This is a genomic window from Bacillus cereus group sp. Sample62, assembly GCF_036851315.1.
Taxonomy (GTDB): Bacteria; Bacillota; Bacilli; order Bacillales; family Bacillaceae_G; genus Bacillus_A; species Bacillus_A wiedmannii.
On record NZ_JAFLPK010000001.1, the window covers coordinates 1,247,554 to 1,266,994 of the forward strand.

The window sequence follows — 19,441 nt, forward strand, 5'->3', positions numbered from 1 at the left end:
CACCTCCTGCGACAGTATATGCCGTGTAATTAAAAAAAGATGCACTTTATTGCATCTTTTTTTAATTACTTTACCTAGTTTTTATAGGAGAGCCGCCTAAATGATACGGTAATCCTCGTAATTTGTGAATGGTATCTAAATAAGGGTCGTTATGAAATTGGGCGAAATTTCTCAGGGACAAAAGACAGGGAGGAAGGGACGGAAACAGTCTCCATCTCAGGATAACGTAGTCCGGTTAGTTTGCCACCAAATACAGCGCCAGTGTCAATATTGACTGTATGATTTACGAAGCGAGGTTCTTTAACGGGTGTATGTCCATATACAATCCAATTTTTTCCTTTATATTCTTTTGCCCAGTCGCGCCGGACAGGAGAGCCGTCAGCATGTTTTTCTCCTGTAATATCGCCATATAATACAAAGGTTTGTACTTTTTTGTCTTGTCTTCCTATGTAATCTTGCCGAATTCCAGCGTGACATACAATTAACCTTTTCTCGTCGAGTACGTGATAAAAAGGAGAGTGCTCGTAAAGGGTGATAAATTTTTCTTTTATAATGTTTTGTTTATGAGAAGGCAGTGCTTCATATTCGGCAACAGTTGTTTCGAGTCCATGAGCGATTGTCACATTACGCCCAAGGAAAAAACGGTATAGTTTATTACAGTGATTTCCCGGAGCATAATAAGCTACTTTTTTATTTATAACAAGTTCCCATACAATTTCAATCATACGTAATGAATGAGGGCCGCGATCTGTAATATCACCAACAAATGCAATTTGGCGTTGATCAGGGTGAATTGGCAGATCACTATTCCAGTTATATCCGAGTTTCGTCGTTAAATCTTGAAACTCTTGAAAGCACCCATGAATATCCCCTATAATGTCATATTTCATATTTAAACCTCCACCATATTTTTCATTAGTATATCTAAAAAAGGATAGAGATAAAAATATACTGTTTTTGTTCGTCATTTAAACATAAAGATTTTCGTTCTTGAGCGAACGTTTAAAACGAATCCAATCGCTATCATGTATGTGAGTAAGGAACTTCCTCCGTAGCTCATAAGGGGTAATGTAATTCCTGTAATAGGTAGTAATCCGATGGTCATCCCGATATTTTGAAATACTTGAAAAGTAAACATTCCGATTGTACCAGCACAAATGTAACTACCGAAAGGGTCATTACTTTCTAAAGCGATATGAATCATGCGGAAAATAAGTAGGAAAAAAAGTGAAATAATAACACTTGCACCTAAAAAGCCGAATTGCTCAGCGACATTGGTGAAAATAAAATCTGTATGTGGTTCTGGAAAGTATACTTGTCCATTTCCCCAACCTTTTCCTTGCATTTCCCCTGATCCAGTAGCTAAGAAAGCTTGTCTTAATTGATAGCCTTGCGCATCATATTTGTATGGCGCTAACCAGCCGTAGAAGCGATTTAGTTGATATTCTTGTAAAATGTGTGCTTTAAAGAATTTTGTATGAGTGAAAAAAATATACGTTAATGTAACGCCAGCTACAAAAATACAAGAAACTAATCCGAAAATAAAACGCCAACGTATACCAGAAACTAGTATCATTGCTGCGAGCATAGCTGAAATTACCATTGTGTTCCCTAAATCAGGTTCCTTTGCAATAAGTAGTAGGGGTGGCAAACTTGTTGCACATATTTTTCCGAGTAATAAAAAATCGCCGTGTATTGTTCGGGAAAAATATTTCTCATTGTGATTTGCTATAATTCGTCCAGTGACGATAATTAAAAACAATTTCATGATTTCAGACGGCTGGAAATTTCCGATGCCAGGAAGCATGTACCAAGCGGTAGCACCTTTAATTGTAACGGCACCTGGTACTTGAAGTTCTAGTCCAATAAGTAGTACCAATGCAAAGCTATATAAATACCAAGCAATTTTTTGATAACGATCGAAATCAATAATCATAATCATACCAATGGCTATAAATCCAATGAAGTACCATTGGATTTGCTTTAATACAAAATTTACGCTTTGCAAAAATGGTGGTAAAGAGGCTTGTGCACTTGCAATTGCAAAGCAACTAACAGTCCCAATGGCAAATAAGATGAATAGTAATACGTAGTCTATTTGATATTGAGAATTTGGATCTTTCAATGTATGTATTCCTTTCTATCGCCTAGTAAGTATATGGATCATGTCATGGTAAAAATAATATACAAGCAGACTATGCATACATTTATTCCACTATTTGTGGGAAGTCATACATCACGAGGAAGGAATAGCTCCTCCCTTGTGATGGACTATATTGCACGGAGTTCTTTTGTAATGATATTTAAACAATAAGAAAGTCGTGCATGTGTATTTTTATCTGGAATGAGGTTTGGAAATAAATCGTAAAATTTGACCGCATTTTTATACCATCCGTAAGCTCTTATCAAACCTTTTTTATAATATTTAGTGTCTTGTAAGAAACCATACTTTTTCGAGGTTAAAACGAGCTGAGAAAAATCTTCACAGCCCTCAAGGAATTTGTGACGTACTTGCTGTCCAGTATGAAGACGGAATGAACTTAAGGGCTCAGTTATATACATCGCATCACCTTTTGAAAGTAAACTTATCCAAGAGGCCATATCAACACTACAACCATATTTTCTGCCATGTAAAGTGCCGAAAGGTTCCGTTAATAGGCTTTTTCTAAAGAGTACGATTGTAGGCTCACCGATAATATTTTGTCCTGCCATAAGCATACGGTTTCCAAAATCTTTCCCATTTAGTAGAGTATCTTCATCATATAATTTTTTCATGGAGGGATGTTGTTCAATTATATCTCCATTATCATCAATCCAAGTGCGATAGGATGTGATAAGTGCGAGATTTTTATTGAGGTCTTGTTGGAAATAAAACATCATTTTTTCGATTTTATTATTATAAAATGTATCATCGTCCATTAAGAAATTTATGTACTCTCCATTTGACTGTTCTAAGAGCATAAGGGCGTTATGAAATTGTCCTAGAGTAGAGGCATTTCGAATGTATGTTATATGTTTATGCTTATGTAAATAATGTCTGTATATTAATTTTTCTGTTTCATTATTTGTACTATCGTCCCCTACAATAATTTCAATATTTGAATACGTTTGCGCTAAAGCACTTTCTAAAGCAATTTTAAAATAATGTGGTCGATTATAGGTGGGAATAAGGATGGAAACGAGAGGCGGATTTTTTATATTATTCATATACAACTACCTTTCAGAAGTTTTTTGTGTAAGAATAATATCTTGATAACTTGTGTGTTCAGTTCTGCTACACCATGAACCATAATGAGGGGGGGACTGTATTTCTAGCCCATATTTATTTAATAGGGTACGAATATCTTCCTCAGGATAGGCAACTGCGAAATTAGGGATATCTTTATTTAGAACATAACAATTGTCAATTTGATGATAAAAACCTAACGTACTTAGTCCTGTATTTAAGTAATAGGATGATTCAGGGTTAATTAAAAAGAAAGTAATAAAACATCTCCCATCTTTTTTCAGAACTCGTGAAATCTCGCATACGTAATGTTCTAATTCTTTCGGAAGGAGATGGGTAAATACAGACGTTAAAAAAATAAAATCGAATGATTCATCTTCATATGGAAACTTGTATTGGGAAGCATCTTCTTTTCCATCGGGATTGTAGAATTGATTATATATATCGACATGTTCAAAATGGAAATTGTTACGGCGTGTAGAAATGTTATTTTTGCACCATGTAATTCCCGCATTGAATAAGTCAAATCCATAATAAGTACCTTCATCGCTTAAATAATTCATTAATGGAACCGCCATTCGGCCAATGCCACAGCCTACATCTAACACTGTTTCATTTGATTTTAAATTGCCAATTTCAATAAAATACTGCATAAACTCTTTTCCAACTTCTTCAAAATTACCACCTACATATTGAACGAGTTCTGGGGGTGGAATTAATGTGATTTTTTTCTCGTTTTCATTCATACATTCACTCCGTCCTTGTAGTAAAGTAGGGGATTTCTATTGTATATATAAGTTAATCATTTATAGTGAGGGGAACTTTACACAATTAGTTCTTATGAATAAGTAGTGTAATAGAACCCCTCAAAAAATAAAATTCTATTCTATTCTTTTCGCCAATAAATACCGAAATCATCAATCTTAGTAATAGGAGCTTTTAAGTTTCTTTCATTTCTGAAATCTGTTACAGCCTCTGCGCATGTTACCAATCCGTAATCATCAATAATAATATAGCCGCCTGTTGAAACTTTATCGTATAAGTTTACAAGACTATCCATCGTTGATTCATACATATCACCATCAAGGCGAGCAATTGCAATTTTTTCTACCGGTGCTGAAGGCAAGGTATCTTTAAACCAACCCTTTAAAAATTTCACCTGATCATTTAATAAATCGTATTTTCTAAAGTTTTCTTGCACTGTTTCTAAAGAAACTCGTAAGTAATCGAATGTGTGCAAATAATCACCGTAATCTTTCGGATATTGTTCTAAGTTAGGTGCTGGCAGACCTTCAAACGAATCGGCAACCCACACAGTACGATCCGTAATGTTGTTTGCTTGTAAAAAACCATTCATAAAAATGCATGATCCTCCGCGCCATACACCCGTTTCAATAAAATCACCTTCTATATTTTCCTTTACAACAGTTTCCATCGCCTCATGCAATTGATTCATACGTTTTCGACCAACCATACTGTGTGCTGCTCTTGGCCAATCTTTGCCACCTTGACGCTCACTTTTTGAAACGCTAGGATCAACGATTTTCAAATTGTGATTTTCTACGTATTGCTTAAGAAATAAAGGAAGTGGAACTGTAACTGGTTCATATGATAGCTCTTTAGATATATGTAGCGAAGCAGGTAAGTATGGTTCGTATTCTAACCATATTTCAAATAAAATTGTTTTCTTTAATAACTCGAGATAAAGCTGGATAGCTGATTTATTTTCCATATAAGTTCCTCCTGCGGAATGTCATACAACATTATGACTATGTAGAAAAGAAAGATTTAATGATTGAATTTACCAATGAAAAAGCAGTAAAACTGATATCAGTCTTACTGCTAAGTGCAAAATTAAGCTATTTTTTCAATAATAATTGATGCACTTGTACCAAGAGCTAGTGATAATCCAATTCCTGTAACAACTGCTTCAACGAGCGATGGTGTTGTAGTAATTTGTGTAATGGCTTGGATAACGATAGGAGCTCCAAGTGAAATTAAGCTTGTGCCTGCACCTGGTACAGGAATTCCATTAACTTGAATTCCAAGACTTCCTAATAAACTTACTGCCGCTGTATAAGCAATAACAGTAATTTTATAGAAACCAGTTTCACTAATTACGAAAGTATCGGCATCCATTTGAGAAATTGCTGTACCAAACTGAGATCCAACGGTATTAAATGGTACTGGATCATTAATCCCAAGAGCCAAAGAAACTGTAGCTGAGTTAAAGGCATACAATCCTGCTGGAAGTCCTAAGCCAGAAGGTCCAGTTGGTCCAGTTGGTCCAGTTGGTCCAGTTGGCCCAGTTGGTCCAGTCGGTCCGGTAGCGCCAGTAGCGCCAGTAGCACCAGTCGGTCCAGTAGCACCAGTTGGTCCAGTCGGTCCAGTCGGTCCAGTCGGTCCAGTTAGCCCAGTCGGTCCAGTCGGTCCAGTTAGCCCAGTCGGTCCAGTCGGTCCAGTCGGTCCAGTTAGCCCAGTCGGTCCAGTCGGTCCAGTTAGCCCAGTCGGTCCAGTCGGCCCAGTCGGTCCAGTCGGTCCAGTCGGCCCAGTTGGTCCAGTTGGTCCGGTCGGTCCAGAAGGTCCAGTTGGTACAGTTGGCCCAGTCGGCCCAGTTGGTCCAGTCGGTCCAGTCGGCCCGGTTGGAAGGGTAAACGGTGGTATTGGTGGTAATGTTGGTCCTACAAGATTAGGGTCAAATGCACTAGCTGATAAAGATTCATCGGGATTTAATCCATCTGAATAATTATTATTTGACATAAATTCACCTCCATAAAGCGTTCATTATATAGTAGATGCAAAACCGGAAGAAAATGACACGGACATTTGAATTATTGAAAAGAAATCTTAAACTGCTTGTGCAAGTTAAAAAAGTGGAAAGTTTATTGTATGTATAACATATGATTGATTTGGAAGAGGGTGATTATGTTGAACAAGCAAGGAATTACAATTAGTTTATGTATGATTGTTCGAGATGAGGAAGATACAATTGGTCGATGTTTAGACGCAGTAGAAAAAATCGTTGATGAAATTATTATAGTTGATACAGGTTCCATTGATCGAACGAAAGAAATTGTAGCTCAATATACCTCTAACATATATGACTTTCCATGGATTAATGATTTTGCGGCAGCTAGAAATTTTTCTTTTTCAAAAGCAACGCAAGAATATATATTATGGCTAGATGCTGATGATGTGTTATTAGAAGATGCTCAAGAGGCATTGAAGCTATTAAAAACAGAATTAGATTCTAATGTGGATGCTGTTTCGATGCCTTATCATCTTGTAATGGATTCTAATGGGAAACCTTTATACTGTACAAAAAGATATCGGCTTGTAAAGCGTGAAAAAGAATTTCAATGGTTTGGAAAGGTGCATGAGTATTTAGCTATTTTTGGTGAGATTTTTAATAGTAATGTTGCGATTACGCATAAGAAAGAAAAGAAAGTAACGAACCGCAATTTGAAAATTTTTCAGGATGCTGTAGCAGCTGGAGAAGAATTGAGTCCGAGAGATTTATTTTATTACGCGAATGAATCTATGGATAATCAAAAATACGATGATGCAGTTTTACTTTATGAAACATTTCTTAATCAAGATGAAGGTTGGTATGAAGAGAAAATTTATGCATGTGGTAAATTAGGGGATTGCTATGCAAAGCTTGGAATGTGGGAGAAGGCAGTTGAATCTTGTGTAAAGTCATTTCGGTATGATGTCCCTAGAGGAGAGAATTGTACAAGAATAGGATATATATATATGGATCAACAAAAATACAATGAAGCAATTTTTTGGTTTAAACTTGCAACAGAAGTGACAATGGCAACAGAGAGTCCTTTTCACAGTCCAGCTAGCTACACATGGATTCCCTATTTACAAATGTGTATTTGTTATAGCAAGTTAGGCGAGCAAGATAAAGCTTATTATTACAATGAATTAGCAGCTGCTTATGTTCCAAATAATGCTGCAATTGAATATAACCGCAAATATTTTCGGAGTGTTTTTGATAAACAATATAAGTCGTTATAGGTTGCATTTTTCTAGAAATGATGTATCACGATTCTAACTCTAATAGATTGGCTATATAGTAAAGTATCGGCAATGTAACCAGTACTGGTTACATCTATAGACTTTAGATGAGATTTATATTTCAAATTCAATTTGCATAAGGAGTGTGTAAAATGAATTCCCCAAAAAATTCTTTATACGAAGAAAAGTCCGGGCATTATTATAATGCAGTGAATCCGAATTTATTAAAGCATATAAAAAAGGAATGGAAAGAAGTTCTTGATATAGGTTGCTCGAGTGGTGCATTGGGAGCTGCCATAAAAGAAAATGGCACACGTGTATCTGGAATTGAGGCATTCCGAGAGGCGGCAGAACAAGCAAAAGAAAAACTAGATCATGTTGTTTTAGGCGATATAGAAACAATGGATATGCCGTATGAAGAGGAGCAATTTGATTGCGTTATATTTGGTGACGTATTAGAGCATTTATTTGATCCGTGGGCTGTAATAGAAAAAGTAAAACCATATATAAAGCAAAATGGTGTAATTTTGGCTAGTATACCGAACGTTTCACACATTTCAGTATTAGCTCCCTTACTTGCTGGGAATTGGACGTATACAGAATATGGTTTATTAGATAAAACACATATTCGTTTCTTTACATTTAATGAAATGCTACGAATGTTTTTAAAAGCAGGTTATTCAATTAGTAAAGTAGATCGTGTATATGTTGATCATAAAATGTATGAACCGCTTATCGAGGAGTTATATGGAATTTGTAAAAAATATCGTCTTGGAAGTGGGTTCATGGCTGAGACGGTTGTATTTCAATACATTATTGAAGCAGAAAAATCACAATTATGAGTACGGCAGATAAAACAATATTATTTGTTACGTGTATAAATGATCGGAAAATGTATGCACAATGTGCGCGACATATATTACAATTGCCAGTTCCTCCAGGATATACTATACAGTTTATGCCGATTCGGAATGCGAAAAGTATGACGAGCGGATATAATCAAGCAATTTCGCATCCAGCAAAATATAAAGTGTATATACATCAAGATGTTTTCATTGTAAATGTAGGATTTTTATATGGATTACTGCAATTGTTTCAGGAACATGAACATCTTGGAATGATTGGTATGATTGGAGCCCAATATGTTCCTCCAAATGGAATATGGAATGTAGGCAGAGGAGTTGTTGGAAAAGTCATCGGTTATATGAATGATTTATTTTATATGGCCAGTCAAGAAAAGCCGTACCATGAGTCAAAAACATTTATGCCAGTTGAATGTATTGACGGTTTATTAATGGCAACGCAATACGATATTCCGTGGCGTGAAGATTTGTTTGATGGGTTTGACTATTATGATGTGTCTCAATCATTTGAATTTAGAAAAGCAGGCTATACAGTTGGGGTTCCTGTACAGCGTGATGCGTGGTGCATTCACTATCATATAGATGTAAATATGACCAACTATGAAAAGTATAGAAAGATATTTGTGGAGCACTATATGTCAGATGTAAGTCAAGACGAATAGAGGGGCTACAAAATGAAAGATCATACGATATTAGTCGTTGTTTGTATAAATAATGAAGAGCTATTTGAACAATGCGAGAGACAAATACGAAACCTTTTTGTTCCCCCTGGTTATGTCGTACAAATTTTTCCGATACGAGATGCGAAAAGTATGGCAAGTGCATATAACCGAGCACTTTCATATCCCGCGAAGTATAAGGTTTATATACATCAAGATACTTATCTTATTAATCGTGAGATGTTTTATACACTTATTTCTCTTTTTAAAGATAACGAAAAACTTGGTTTAATTGGCGTAGCTGGTGCTCAATTTTTACCGAGTAACGGGATATGGTGGGAAGGAAAAAATTTAGTAGGGAAAGTGATTGAATACAGAAGACGGAATTATCAATTATTAAATTTGGATCAGCTGTTTTATGAGAATCAATCATTTATGTCAGTTCAAGCAATTGATGGATTATTAATGGCCACACAATATGATATTCCATGGCGAGAAGACTTGTTTCAAGGATTCCACTTTTATGATGTGTCGCAATCTTTAGAGTTTCAAAAGGCGGGTTATTTAATTGGTATCCCTAATCAAGCGAATTTATGGTGCATTCATTACAACGGGGATGAGTTTGATGCGGATACATATGAGAAGTATCGGAAAGTGTTTGTAGAACATTACAAAGATATACTATCTCCATCATAAGGGAGAGATGCAGGATGAAAGGAATTATTTTAGCAGGTGGAACTGGATCGAGATTATATCCCATAACGAAAGTAACGAATAAACATTTGCTTCCTGTTGGACGTTACCCAATGATTTATCATGCGGTATATAGGCTAAAACAATGTGAGATTACAGATATTATGATTATTACAGGTAAAGAGCATATGGGAGATGTTGTTAGTTTTTTAGGGAGCGGTCAAGAGTTTGGCGTGTCCTTTACGTATCGTGTGCAAGATAAGGCTGGCGGAATTGCACAAGCATTAGGGCTTTGTGAGGATTTCGTTGGGAATGATCGCAGTGTAGTTATATTAGGAGATAATATCTTTTCTGATGACATTCGTCCGTATGTTGAAGAGTTTGCAAATCAAAAAGAAGGTGCGAAAGTACTGCTGCAATCTGTAGATGATCCGGAGAGATTTGGCGTAGCAAATATTCAAAACCGAAAAATAATTGAAATTGAAGAAAAGCCGAAAGAGCCGAAAAGTTCCTATGCAGTTACAGGGATTTATTTGTATGATTCGAAAGTTTTTTCTTATATAAAAGAATTAAAACCTTCTGCAAGGGGAGAACTTGAGATTACAGATATTAATAATTGGTATTTAAAACGAGGGGTACTTACTTATAATGAAATGAGCGGTTGGTGGACTGATGCGGGAACTCATAATTCTCTTCAAAAGGCGAATACGTTAGCGCGGGATATAAACTTTGGTAAACAGTTTAACGGAGAATAGGTGAGAATATGAAAGTTGTAGAAATAAACTTTACCGACGCAAAATTGTTAGAACCGAGGTTGTTTGGAGATGAGCGTGGCTTTTTTACTGAAAGTTATAATAAGAAGGTGCTAGAAACATTAGGGGTTACGTACTCGTTTGTGCAGGATAATGTTTCTTATTCAGCAGAAGCGGGAACGATTCGGGGATTACACTTTCAAAAAAATCCGAAAGCTCAAACGAAACTTATTCAAGCTATGCAAGGAGCAATCTATGACGTTATCGTTGATTTGCGAAAAGATTCACCAACGTTTAAACAGTGGAGAGGATATATTTTAAGCGCGGATAACCATCGGCAATTGTTAGTGCCAAAAGGATTTGCACATGGTTTTTGTACACTTGTACCGCATACTATTGTTATGTATAAAGTAGATGAGTATTATAGTGCCGATCATGACTCAGGGGTACTTTGGGAAGATAAAGAGTTAGCAATTCCATGGCCGGTAACAAATCCTATTTTGTCTGACAAAGATCGAATATTACCGTTACTTCAGGAATGTGAAGATAGCTTTTGAGTAGGAGAGTTGTTTATGAATATATTAGTAACAGGTGGGGCTGGATTTATTGGAAGTAACTTTGTTCATTACATGTTACAAAGCTATGAAACATATAAAATTATTAATTACGACGCATTAACATATAGCGGGAATTTAAATAATGTGAAGTCTCTTCAAGGGCATCCTAATTACTCTTTTGTAAAAGGGGAAATTCAAAATGGAGAGCTGCTAGAGCATGTCATAAAAGAGCGAGACGTCCATGTGATTGTAAATTTCGCAGCTGAATCACATGTGGACCGTAGTATTGAAAATCCGATCCCTTTTTATGATACAAATGTAATTGGGACAGTCACATTATTAGAATTAGTAAAAAAATATCCACATATTAAACTCGTGCAAGTATCAACAGATGAGGTGTACGGCTCTTTAGGAAAAACAGGGCGATTTACCGAGGAAACCCCGTTAGCTCCAAATAGTCCATATTCTTCAAGCAAGGCGAGCGCCGACATGATAGCTTTATCTTATTATAAAACATATCAATTACCAGTTATAGTAACGCGTTGCTCCAATAATTATGGGCCGTACCAATATCCTGAAAAGTTAATTCCGTTAATGGTTACGAATGCGCTGGAAGGAAAAAAACTACCGTTATATGGCGATGGATTAAATGTAAGAGATTGGTTACATGTAACGGATCATTGTAGTGCGATTGATGTTGTTCTGCATAAGGGACGTATAGGAGAAGTATATAATATAGGTGGAAATAATGAAAAAAACAATGTAGATGTTGTGGAACAAATTATCTCTCTCTTAGGAAAAACGAAAGAAGATATTGCGTATGTTACAGACCGTTTAGGGCATGATCGTCGTTATGCGATTGATGCACAAAAGATGAAGAATGAGCTCGGGTGGGAACCGCAGTATACGTTTGAACAGGGGCTAAAAGAAACTGTGGAATGGTATGAATATCATATAGAATGGTGGAAACCACTAAAAGAAAAATAAGGGGCATATAAATGAAAGAACGGATTATCATAACGGGAGCAAATGGTCAATTGGGAAAGCAACTACAAGAAGAGTTAAATCCTGAAGAATATGACATATATCCATTTGATAAAAAGTTACTAGATATAACAAATATATCCCAAATGCAGCAAGTGGTACAAGAAATTAGGCCACATATAATTATTCATTGTGCAGCGTATACGAAGGTTGATCATGCTGAGAAAGAACAAGACCTTGCTTATGTAATAAATGCAATAGGAGCTCGCAATGTAGCGGTTGCTTCACAATTAGTAGGGGCAAAGTTAGTTTATATTAGTACCGATTATGTATTTCAAGGTGACAGACCAGATGGCTATCATGAGTTTCATAATCCATCACCGATAAATGTATACGGGGCTTCTAAGTATGCGGGAGAGCAGTTTGTCAAAGAGTTACATAATAAATATTTTATCATTCGAACATCGTGGTTATATGGTAAGTATGGAAACAATTTTGTGAAAACGATGATGCGGTTAGGAAAAGAAAGAGCAGAATTATCTGTTGTAGCGGATCAAATTGGTTCTCCTACTTATGTGGCGGATTTAAATGTGATGATTAATAAGCTCATTCATACTTCTTTATACGGTACGTATCATGTATCAAATAGAGGCTCATGTTCTTGGTTTGAATTTGCAAAAAAAATATTTTCGGATGCAAATATGAAAGTGAATGTATTACCTGTTTCAACCGAAGAATTTGGATCGGCGGCAGCGAGACCGAAATATTCTATTTTCCAACATAACATGCTACGATTAAATGGTTTTTCACAAATGCCTTCTTGGGAAGAAGGATTAGAGCGGTTTTTTATAGAAACAAAAAGTCATTAACAAAATTTAAGTTAATGACTTTTTTGTTTGCCTTTAAGAGGTTTTATGGTACTATAATTATAGTATCAGGTACTAATAACAAGTATAAGTAATTCTGGGAGGATATATCATGGAACTATTACAAGGGAAAACATTTGTTGTTATGGGCGTTGCGAACCAAAGAAGTATTGCGTGGGGAATTGCTCGCTCTTTGCATAATGCAGGTGCAAAATTAATATTCACATATGCAGGAGAACGTTTAGAAAGAAACGTTCGTGAATTAGCGGACACATTAGAAGGACAAGAATCACTTGTATTACCTTGTGATGTAACAAATGATGAAGAACTTACAGCTTGCTTTGAAACAATCAAGCAAGAGGTTGGTACAATTCACGGTGTTGCACACTGTATTGCTTTTGCAAATCGTGATGATTTAAAAGGTGAATTTGTAGATACTTCTCGCGATGGATTTTTACTTGCACAAAATATTAGTGCATTCTCTTTAACAGCTGTAGCAAGAGAAGCGAAGAAAGTAATGACAGAAGGCGGAAATATTTTAACGTTAACATATCTTGGCGGCGAGCGCGTTGTGAAAAACTATAACGTTATGGGTGTTGCGAAAGCTTCATTAGAAGCTAGCGTGAAATATTTAGCTAACGATTTAGGCCAACACGGCATTCGCGTTAACGCTATTTCTGCAGGACCAATTCGTACGTTATCTGCAAAAGGCGTAGGCGACTTTAACTCAATCTTAAGAGAAATTGAGGAGCGCGCACCACTTCGTCGTACAACAACTCCAGAAGAAGTTGGGGATACAGCAGTATTCTTATTCAGTGATTTAGCACGCGGCGTAACAGGAGAAAACATTCATGTTGATTCAGGATATCATATCCTAGGATAAATATAATAGTAATTTTTAAAGGACAATCTCTAAATGTTGAGGTTGTCCTTTTTATTTGTTCTTAGAAAGAACGATTTTTAACGAAAGTTCTTACCACGTTATGAATATAACTATAATAGTACACGATTTATTCAGCTACGTATGGAAGTGGGAGGGACGAGTGTGAAGAATAAAAATAAAAGTTCAACAGTTGGAAAACCGTTGTTATATATTGCGCAAGTAAATTTGGAACTTGCTGCACCGAAAATAAAAAGAATTATCTTAACAAACTTTGAAAATGAAGATCGAAAAGAGGAAAGTGATCGAAAAGAGGAAAGTAATAGAAACGAAAATATTGTAAGTAGTGCTGTGGAAGAGGTAATAGAGCAACAAGAAGAGCCACAAGTAGAAGAAAAAATAGCAGAAGAGGAACAAGTACAAGAGCAGCAAGAACAACAAGAGCCAGTGAGAACTGTCCCGTATAATAAATCATTTAAGGATATGAATAATGAAGAGAAGCTTCATTTTTTATTAAACCGCCCTCATTATATTCCGAAAATAAGGTGCAGAATAAAAACAGCTACAGTCTCATATGTTGGATCAATCATATCGTATCGTAATGGAATTGTAGCTATTATGCCGCCAAATAGTATGCGAGATATTAAGTTGTCTATAGATGATATCCAATCGATTAGTATGGCCGGCTTTTAAATATGTAAAGGTGGTAGAAAATCTTCTACCACCCCAATAGTTTTTTAGTTTACTTAACTTATTAGATAGAAACGTCGCGTAAGCACTGAATCGCACAGAAACAGCTTAAATCTACAGTGATACAAGTAGATGTCGATACTAATCTTGCATTTGGTACAGCTAAAAACGTACAAATTGGATCGTCACCAGGCGGTACAGGAGAACCGTCACCTAATACTACAGTTAACACACGTAAGACAGCACAGCTATCATCATCTACGCTTTCCACACGGAAAATTGGAGATCGGCAGCTAGTAAGGCTTGCAGATGGTGCAAATGCTTCAAAAGGTTCTCCAGTTTTTGTGTATAAAATAAAAGGGCGTGTATTTGCTACCGATGCAGTGTTGTGTGCACCTAAAAATGGAATTTCACAACCAGATCCACACGTTGTTGTAGAACAATCTTGTAATTCATTGATGAATTTTACAACGTCAACTACACAATGAGAAGAGCTATGGTGTTTATTTTCGTTACAACTCATTAATGTCACTCCTTATCTTCTTGTTTGTATTTACATTAATAAGATATTGGAGTCGAGGAGATTTGGTCACAATCTCAAGACCTTTTTTTTTAAATAGGCGAAAGAAGATAAGGGAAGGTGGAATCATGCTGTTTACAAGCTGGCTTTTATTTTTTATTTTTGCGTTAGCTGCCTTTAGGCTCACTCGTTTAATTGTTTATGATAAAATTACAGCCTTTTTGCGAAGACCGTTTATTGATGAATTAGAGGTTACAGAGCCGGATGGGAGTGTATCAACTTTTACAAAAGTAAAAGGGAAAGGATTAAGAAAGTGGGTTGGCGAATTATTAAGCTGTTATTGGTGTACAGGTGTATGGGTTAGTGCTTTTTTATTAGTTTTATATAATTGGATTCCTATCGTTGCAGAGCCGTTACTTGCATTATTAGCTATTGCAGGAGCAGCAGCAATCATTGAAACGATTACAGGATATTTTATGGGAGAATAATATATTTTCATAATACGAGAAAAAGCGGAGTTTAAAAGAATGAGGGAACGGAAATAAAGAGTTGTTCATATAGTAAATAGACAGAATTGACAGTAGAGGAGATGTTTGCTGTGAGTAATAGTCCAAGGCAAAATTCATATGACCTGCAGCAATGGTATCATATACAGCAACAACACCAAGCGCAACAACAGGCATACCAAGAACAATTACAACAACAAGGATTTGTGAAGAAAAAGGGATGTAATTGCGGGAAAAAGAAGAACACAATAAAACATTATGAAGAATGAAACACTCATATTACTGTGAGTGTTTTTTATTATAAATATAAAAAGCGGTATTTCTAATGAAGAAATACCGCTTTTTACTAGCTAATTTGTGCAACTGTTAATGCTGCAGCACGGATGTCTACAGTTCCAATTAACTCAACTGGTACAATTTGAATTAAATCACCAGGGTTTAAGTTAATAAGAATAACACCACTGGATACGTCTACTTCACCAGTACCAATAACGTTAGAACGAACTGCTGTACCTGATCCAGGAATAATGTTAGCTGGCGTACCTAATGATAAGAAGAAACGACCAGCTTCTGGTGCAACAGGTGAGTTATCAAGACTAATTGTTAATGTATAACTGATTTGATAAATACCAGCTCGTAGAATTCGAATGCCATCTCCAACACTTACTGTATCATTTATTACAGGAACAGTAATATTTGGGTTTGGACTTACGCTAGGTAATAGTAGTGGTGTGAATAGTGAAGCGAACTGAGGTGCAGACGCGTTGAAAGCAAAACCGAAGGCAGGTAGTGTACTAGCTGGTTTCGCCTCACAATCGATTTTAGTAAATTCGCAATCAGAAGAGAACATGTTTTTCACTCCTTTATCTGTTTCTACTTTCAGTTAATGAAAAGGACAGGTTCTATGTTCTAGACAAGTTCCCAATTTTATGAAAAATACATAATAATACCTTTTAAGCATGGATTGGGTGGCAGAAAACTCTGCCACCCAATCCATGCTTAAATTAATATTTAGTTTTATATAGAAACATCGCGTAAGCATTGAATAGCGCAGAAACAACTTAAATCAACAGTAATACAAGTAGATGTCGACACTAGCCTTGCATTTGGTACAGCTAAAAACGTACAGATTGGGTCGTCACCAGGTGGTACAGAGGTACCATCACCTAAAACTACAGTTAATACACGTAATACAGCACAGTCATCATCATCTATACTTTCTACGCGGAAAATGGGAGATCGGCAACTAGTAAGGCTTGAAGATGGTGCAAATGCTTCAAAAGGTTCTCCAGTCTTTGTGTATAAAATAAAAGGACGTGTATTCGCTACTGATGCATTGTTATGTGCACCTAAAAATGGAACTTCGCAACCGGATCCACATGTTGTAGTTGCGCATTCTTGTAATTCATGTATAAAACGAACGACATTCGATACACAGTTGAAATCACAATCATGGTGATGATGGTCTTCGTTACAATTGCAGCTCATTATGTTCACTCCTTATCGTGAGTTCTGACATACACTATTACAATATGAATGAGATATGGTTGATATTACGTTAATTCTTACGATAAAAGCAGGGAATTTATATAGTAGGGATGTACATAATGCAATATAAAAAAAGACATCCTTATTTAGTGGATGTCTTTTCAGGTAAATCTTTTCGCGCAGTATATAAAAAACGAGATATATCTAATTTTTTTCCTCTAAAAAATTGCGGAGAGGAAATGTAAAGTTCTTCTTTTGCACGTGTAATTGCGACATAAAGTAGTCGACGTTCTTCTTCTAAAGCTTCAGAAGTCTCTGTAACACGATCATTTGCATCTTTTAAAGAAGAAGTATGGGGAAGAATACCATCGCTCGCTCCAAGTAAAAAGACGCATGGAAATTCAAGGCCTTTTGCGTTATGAATAGACATAAGCGAAACAGCATTTTTTTCCGGCATTGTTTTTAATGCTTCCATTTCTTTTTGACCTTGAATTGCTTCATCAATAAATTGTAAGTATGCTGGAATATCGGTGAAACGAGTTGCTGACTCCATTAATTCTTCTAACATTTCTTCTTGTATATCTTTATGCATCGTAAAGGAAGAACGATCGTTACTTTGTAAGTACTCTAAATACTTTCCTTTACCATGAATAATTTCTTTTAATGCTTTTTTCGGTTCTAATTCTTTTATAAATTTAATAAAATCGATACGCTCATTTACCTTTTTTACTTGAAAAGGTTTCAAGCTCGGATTTAATAATAAGAAATGAAGAAGAGAAGGGAACCTCCCCTCACCATATTTCCATTGTTCACGTTCAATAAATGAAATACAATCATCACGCCCGATATACATAGTTGGCAATATATTTGAAAGTGATTCTAGTCGAAACGGTTCAATCACCAGTCTTAAATGATCTAATACAGGCTTAATTAAAGAATGTTCATAAAATGATTGACTCGCCCCGTGCTTAATAAACGGGATTTTGTGAATTGTAAGCTGATCAAGTAACGAACGGCTTACAGAATGTGTGCGATACAGTAAACAAAAATCTTTAAAGTTGCGTTCGCCGCTATCTACTTTTTCTTGAATGAGCTGCAAAATTTGATTTGCTTCATCAAGAGTCGTAGCAGGTCTTGCGTAAAAAGGTTGTACACCTTCTTCACGCACAGAATATAGCTCTTTATCAAAACGCTCCTGATTTAGTTTGATAACTTCATTTCCAAGCCCGACGATAAAAGGATTGGATCGATAATTCGTATTAAGTGCGATAATCGTAGTGTTATCAAATTCTTTTGGAAAAGATAAAATAATTTGGTGACTTGCTCCTCGCCAGCCATATATCGCCTGATCGTCATCACCTGCGATAAATAAATTATTTCTTGGCGTGGCTAACAATTTTACAATTTCATATTGTGCATACGATGTATCTTGGAACTCATCTACTTCAATATAGTGGAAACGTTGTTGTAATTGGGTAAGCAAAGGAACGTTATTTTCTAACATATAATATGTTTCTAATAAGATGTCATCGAAATCAATATAATTATATCGTTGTTTTACTTCTTCAAAACGCTCGTATACTTCTTTAAATTCTTGTTCAACGGGTGTTTTTGCTTTTACATCTTTCGGACGATTCAATTTGTTTTTCTCAAGTGAAATCATAGCGAGCATTGTTTCAGCATCATAATCGTCTTTTAGACGCAATTCTTTCAAGATTTTCTTTATCATAATTTGTTTATGTTTTTCGTTTGCTAAAATTTGCTGATTATATCCTTGACTACGAAGCAATTTTAAAAAGACAGAGTGGAATGTACCAGCAACAACGTAGCTACTTGCAGCACGATTCATACCTGGTAAATTTGCTACACGGTTTCGGATTTCTTCAGCTGCTTTTTGTGTAAATGTAAGCAATAAAATATTTCGTGGATGGACTTGTTTTACATTTACTAAATAACCTACGCGGGTTGTTAAAACAGATGTTTTTCCGCTTCCGGCACCAGCTAATGTAAGAACAGGACCTTCTGTCGTGCGTACGGCCTCTAATTGTTTTTCATTTAAAAAAACATTTTGTTGTTCGAGAGCGCGGAAATACGCTGCATCAGCATCTTCTTCCATAATTAAATGGGTAGATGTTTTTGGAATATGGTATGTTGCACGCGGAATGTCAGCGTGCGTTAATGATTTTTGTGAAAATTTTTCTTGTGTCATATATTCACCTTCAAAACTATAGCATCAACATTTAACTTTAGCGGAAGAAAAAGAAAATAGCAATGTAAAAAACAGGAGGGGATACCTCCTGTTTTCAAATTACAATTCTTTTATCATAACGATGTGAGGAATATTTGCTTCCATGAATACATCAGAATTCGTTACATATCCAAGTTTCTTATAGAAATCTTCAGCATGTGTTTGGGCATGCAGCTTTAATTTTGGTAGCGAGTTTTCATTCGCATACGCTTCAAGTGCATCCATAACAATTTTTCCAATGCCTTTTTTACGATGGGAAGCTAGTACACAAATGCGTTCCATTTTTCCTATTCCATCCAGTATGCGAAAACGACCAGCACCAACTGGAACATCATTATCATATATAACAACGTGTGTTGAAGTTTCTTCAAACTCATCATACTCTTCGTCAGCAGAAACTTGTTGCTCATTCACAAATACTTGCTTACGTACAGAGAATGCATCTCTTAGTTGTTCGTCCGTTTGTACGATCTGTGCGTGCAA

General features: G+C 36.0%; 23 protein-coding genes. 12 read left to right on the forward strand and 11 right to left on the reverse strand.

Translation table 11 applies throughout. From position 1 onward, the window contains the following. Positions 1-149: 149 nt before the first annotated feature. The 6 genes from prpE to J0835_RS06255 form a co-directional block, all read right to left on the reverse strand. Positions 150-890, reverse strand: a complete 741-nt coding sequence (gene prpE / locus J0835_RS06230; RefSeq protein WP_087979799.1) for a bis(5'-nucleosyl)-tetraphosphatase PrpE — start codon at positions 888-890, stop codon at positions 150-152. 74 nt (positions 891-964) lie between these two features. Next, positions 965-2,125, reverse strand: coding sequence for an FtsW/RodA/SpoVE family cell cycle protein (locus J0835_RS06235; RefSeq protein ID WP_087979800.1), 1,161 nt, complete (start codon positions 2,123-2,125; stop codon positions 965-967). A 146-nt stretch (positions 2,126-2,271) separates the two neighbouring features. Continuing rightward, positions 2,272-3,207 carry a glycosyltransferase family 2 protein gene (locus J0835_RS06240; protein WP_087979801.1) on the reverse strand — a complete coding sequence of 312 codons (936 nt, stop codon included), beginning with the start codon at positions 3,205-3,207 and terminating at the stop codon, positions 2,272-2,274. 6 nt (positions 3,208-3,213) lie between these two features. Beyond that, on the reverse strand, positions 3,214-3,972 hold the full coding sequence (locus tag J0835_RS06245; RefSeq protein WP_087979802.1) for a class I SAM-dependent methyltransferase: 759 nt from the start codon (positions 3,970-3,972) through the stop codon (positions 3,214-3,216). Between the two features lie 140 nt (positions 3,973-4,112). Beyond that, the gene (locus J0835_RS06250) at positions 4,113-4,958 is read right to left on the reverse strand and encodes a TylF/MycF family methyltransferase (protein WP_087979803.1); all 846 of its coding nucleotides are present in this window, start codon (positions 4,956-4,958) and stop codon (positions 4,113-4,115) included. A gap of 122 nt (positions 4,959-5,080) precedes the next feature. Further along, positions 5,081-5,986 (reverse strand): BclA C-terminal domain-containing protein, encoded by a 906-nt coding sequence (locus J0835_RS06255; protein WP_333728114.1) that lies wholly within the window; start codon positions 5,984-5,986, stop codon positions 5,081-5,083. A gap of 165 nt (positions 5,987-6,151) precedes the next feature. Between J0835_RS06255 and J0835_RS06260 the strand changes: the two genes are divergently transcribed. The 10 genes from J0835_RS06260 (at position 6,152) to J0835_RS06305 (ending at position 14,199) form a co-directional block, all read left to right on the forward strand. After that, positions 6,152-7,252, forward strand: a complete 1,101-nt coding sequence (locus J0835_RS06260) for a glycosyltransferase (protein WP_087979805.1) — start codon at positions 6,152-6,154, stop codon at positions 7,250-7,252. Positions 7,253-7,404: 152 nt separating this feature from the next. Then, positions 7,405-8,094: a class I SAM-dependent methyltransferase gene (locus tag J0835_RS06265; RefSeq protein WP_087979806.1), complete on the forward strand. Its 690-nt coding sequence runs from the start codon at positions 7,405-7,407 to the stop codon at positions 8,092-8,094. After that, positions 8,091-8,777, forward strand: a complete 687-nt coding sequence (locus tag J0835_RS06270) for a glycosyltransferase family protein (protein WP_087979807.1) — start codon at positions 8,091-8,093, stop codon at positions 8,775-8,777. Before J0835_RS06265 ends, J0835_RS06270 begins: the two co-directional genes overlap by 4 nt. A 12-nt stretch (positions 8,778-8,789) precedes the next feature. Then, positions 8,790-9,470: a glycosyltransferase family protein gene (locus J0835_RS06275; protein WP_048561505.1), complete on the forward strand. Its 681-nt coding sequence runs from the start codon at positions 8,790-8,792 to the stop codon at positions 9,468-9,470. A gap of 14 nt (positions 9,471-9,484) precedes the next feature. Beyond that, a complete protein-coding gene (locus tag J0835_RS06280) occupies positions 9,485-10,222 on the forward strand; it encodes a sugar phosphate nucleotidyltransferase (RefSeq protein ID WP_087979808.1) in 738 nt (245 codons plus the stop codon). Positions 10,223-10,230: 8 nt separating this feature from the next. Continuing rightward, entirely contained in the window at positions 10,231-10,776 is a 546-nt protein-coding gene (gene rfbC, locus J0835_RS06285; protein ID WP_087979809.1) for a dTDP-4-dehydrorhamnose 3,5-epimerase, read from the forward strand. A 15-nt stretch (positions 10,777-10,791) separates the two neighbouring features. Further along, complete coding sequence (gene rfbB / locus J0835_RS06290; RefSeq protein ID WP_087979810.1) at positions 10,792-11,763, forward strand: dTDP-glucose 4,6-dehydratase; 972 nt, start codon at positions 10,792-10,794, stop codon at positions 11,761-11,763. An 11-nt stretch (positions 11,764-11,774) separates the two neighbouring features. Next, the gene (gene rfbD, locus J0835_RS06295) at positions 11,775-12,629 is read left to right on the forward strand and encodes a dTDP-4-dehydrorhamnose reductase (RefSeq protein ID WP_087979811.1); all 855 of its coding nucleotides are present in this window, start codon (positions 11,775-11,777) and stop codon (positions 12,627-12,629) included. 109 nt (positions 12,630-12,738) lie between these two features. Further along, on the forward strand, positions 12,739-13,509 hold the full coding sequence (gene fabI / locus J0835_RS06300) for an enoyl-ACP reductase FabI (protein ID WP_000421885.1): 771 nt from the start codon (positions 12,739-12,741) through the stop codon (positions 13,507-13,509). A gap of 141 nt (positions 13,510-13,650) precedes the next feature. Further along, positions 13,651-14,199: a spore coat CotO family protein gene (locus tag J0835_RS06305; protein WP_087979812.1), complete on the forward strand. Its 549-nt coding sequence runs from the start codon at positions 13,651-13,653 to the stop codon at positions 14,197-14,199. Positions 14,200-14,260: 61 nt separating this feature from the next. Here J0835_RS06305 and exsY read toward each other — a convergent pair whose 3' ends face one another. Continuing rightward, on the reverse strand, positions 14,261-14,719 hold the full coding sequence (gene exsY, locus J0835_RS06310; protein WP_001277748.1) for an exosporium assembly protein ExsY: 459 nt from the start codon (positions 14,717-14,719) through the stop codon (positions 14,261-14,263). Positions 14,720-14,844: 125 nt separating this feature from the next. On the opposite strand from exsY, the gene J0835_RS06315 reads away from it, so the two are divergent. Together J0835_RS06315 and J0835_RS06320 are read left to right on the forward strand one after the other, a co-directional pair. Beyond that, a complete protein-coding gene (locus J0835_RS06315; RefSeq protein WP_087979813.1) occupies positions 14,845-15,204 on the forward strand; it encodes a DUF1360 domain-containing protein in 360 nt (119 codons plus the stop codon). A 101-nt stretch (positions 15,205-15,305) separates the two neighbouring features. Continuing rightward, positions 15,306-15,491 (forward strand): hypothetical protein, encoded by a 186-nt coding sequence (locus J0835_RS06320; RefSeq protein WP_033657682.1) that lies wholly within the window; start codon positions 15,306-15,308, stop codon positions 15,489-15,491. Between the two features lie 77 nt (positions 15,492-15,568). Here the strand turns inward: J0835_RS06320 and exsF are convergent, their stop codons facing one another. The 4 genes from exsF to J0835_RS06340 form a co-directional block, all read right to left on the reverse strand. After that, positions 15,569-16,072: an exosporium protein ExsF gene (exsF, locus tag J0835_RS06325; protein WP_000492937.1), complete on the reverse strand. Its 504-nt coding sequence runs from the start codon at positions 16,070-16,072 to the stop codon at positions 15,569-15,571. A 167-nt stretch (positions 16,073-16,239) separates the two neighbouring features. Further along, on the reverse strand, positions 16,240-16,710 hold the full coding sequence (gene cotY / locus J0835_RS06330) for a spore coat protein CotY (RefSeq protein ID WP_001277699.1): 471 nt from the start codon (positions 16,708-16,710) through the stop codon (positions 16,240-16,242). A 142-nt stretch (positions 16,711-16,852) separates the two neighbouring features. Next, positions 16,853-18,919 carry an ATP-dependent helicase gene (locus J0835_RS06335; protein WP_000191181.1) on the reverse strand — a complete coding sequence of 689 codons (2,067 nt, stop codon included), beginning with the start codon at positions 18,917-18,919 and terminating at the stop codon, positions 16,853-16,855. A gap of 99 nt (positions 18,920-19,018) precedes the next feature. Next, positions 19,019-19,441: a GNAT family N-acetyltransferase gene (locus J0835_RS06340; RefSeq protein ID WP_000543285.1), complete on the reverse strand. Its 423-nt coding sequence runs from the start codon at positions 19,439-19,441 to the stop codon at positions 19,019-19,021.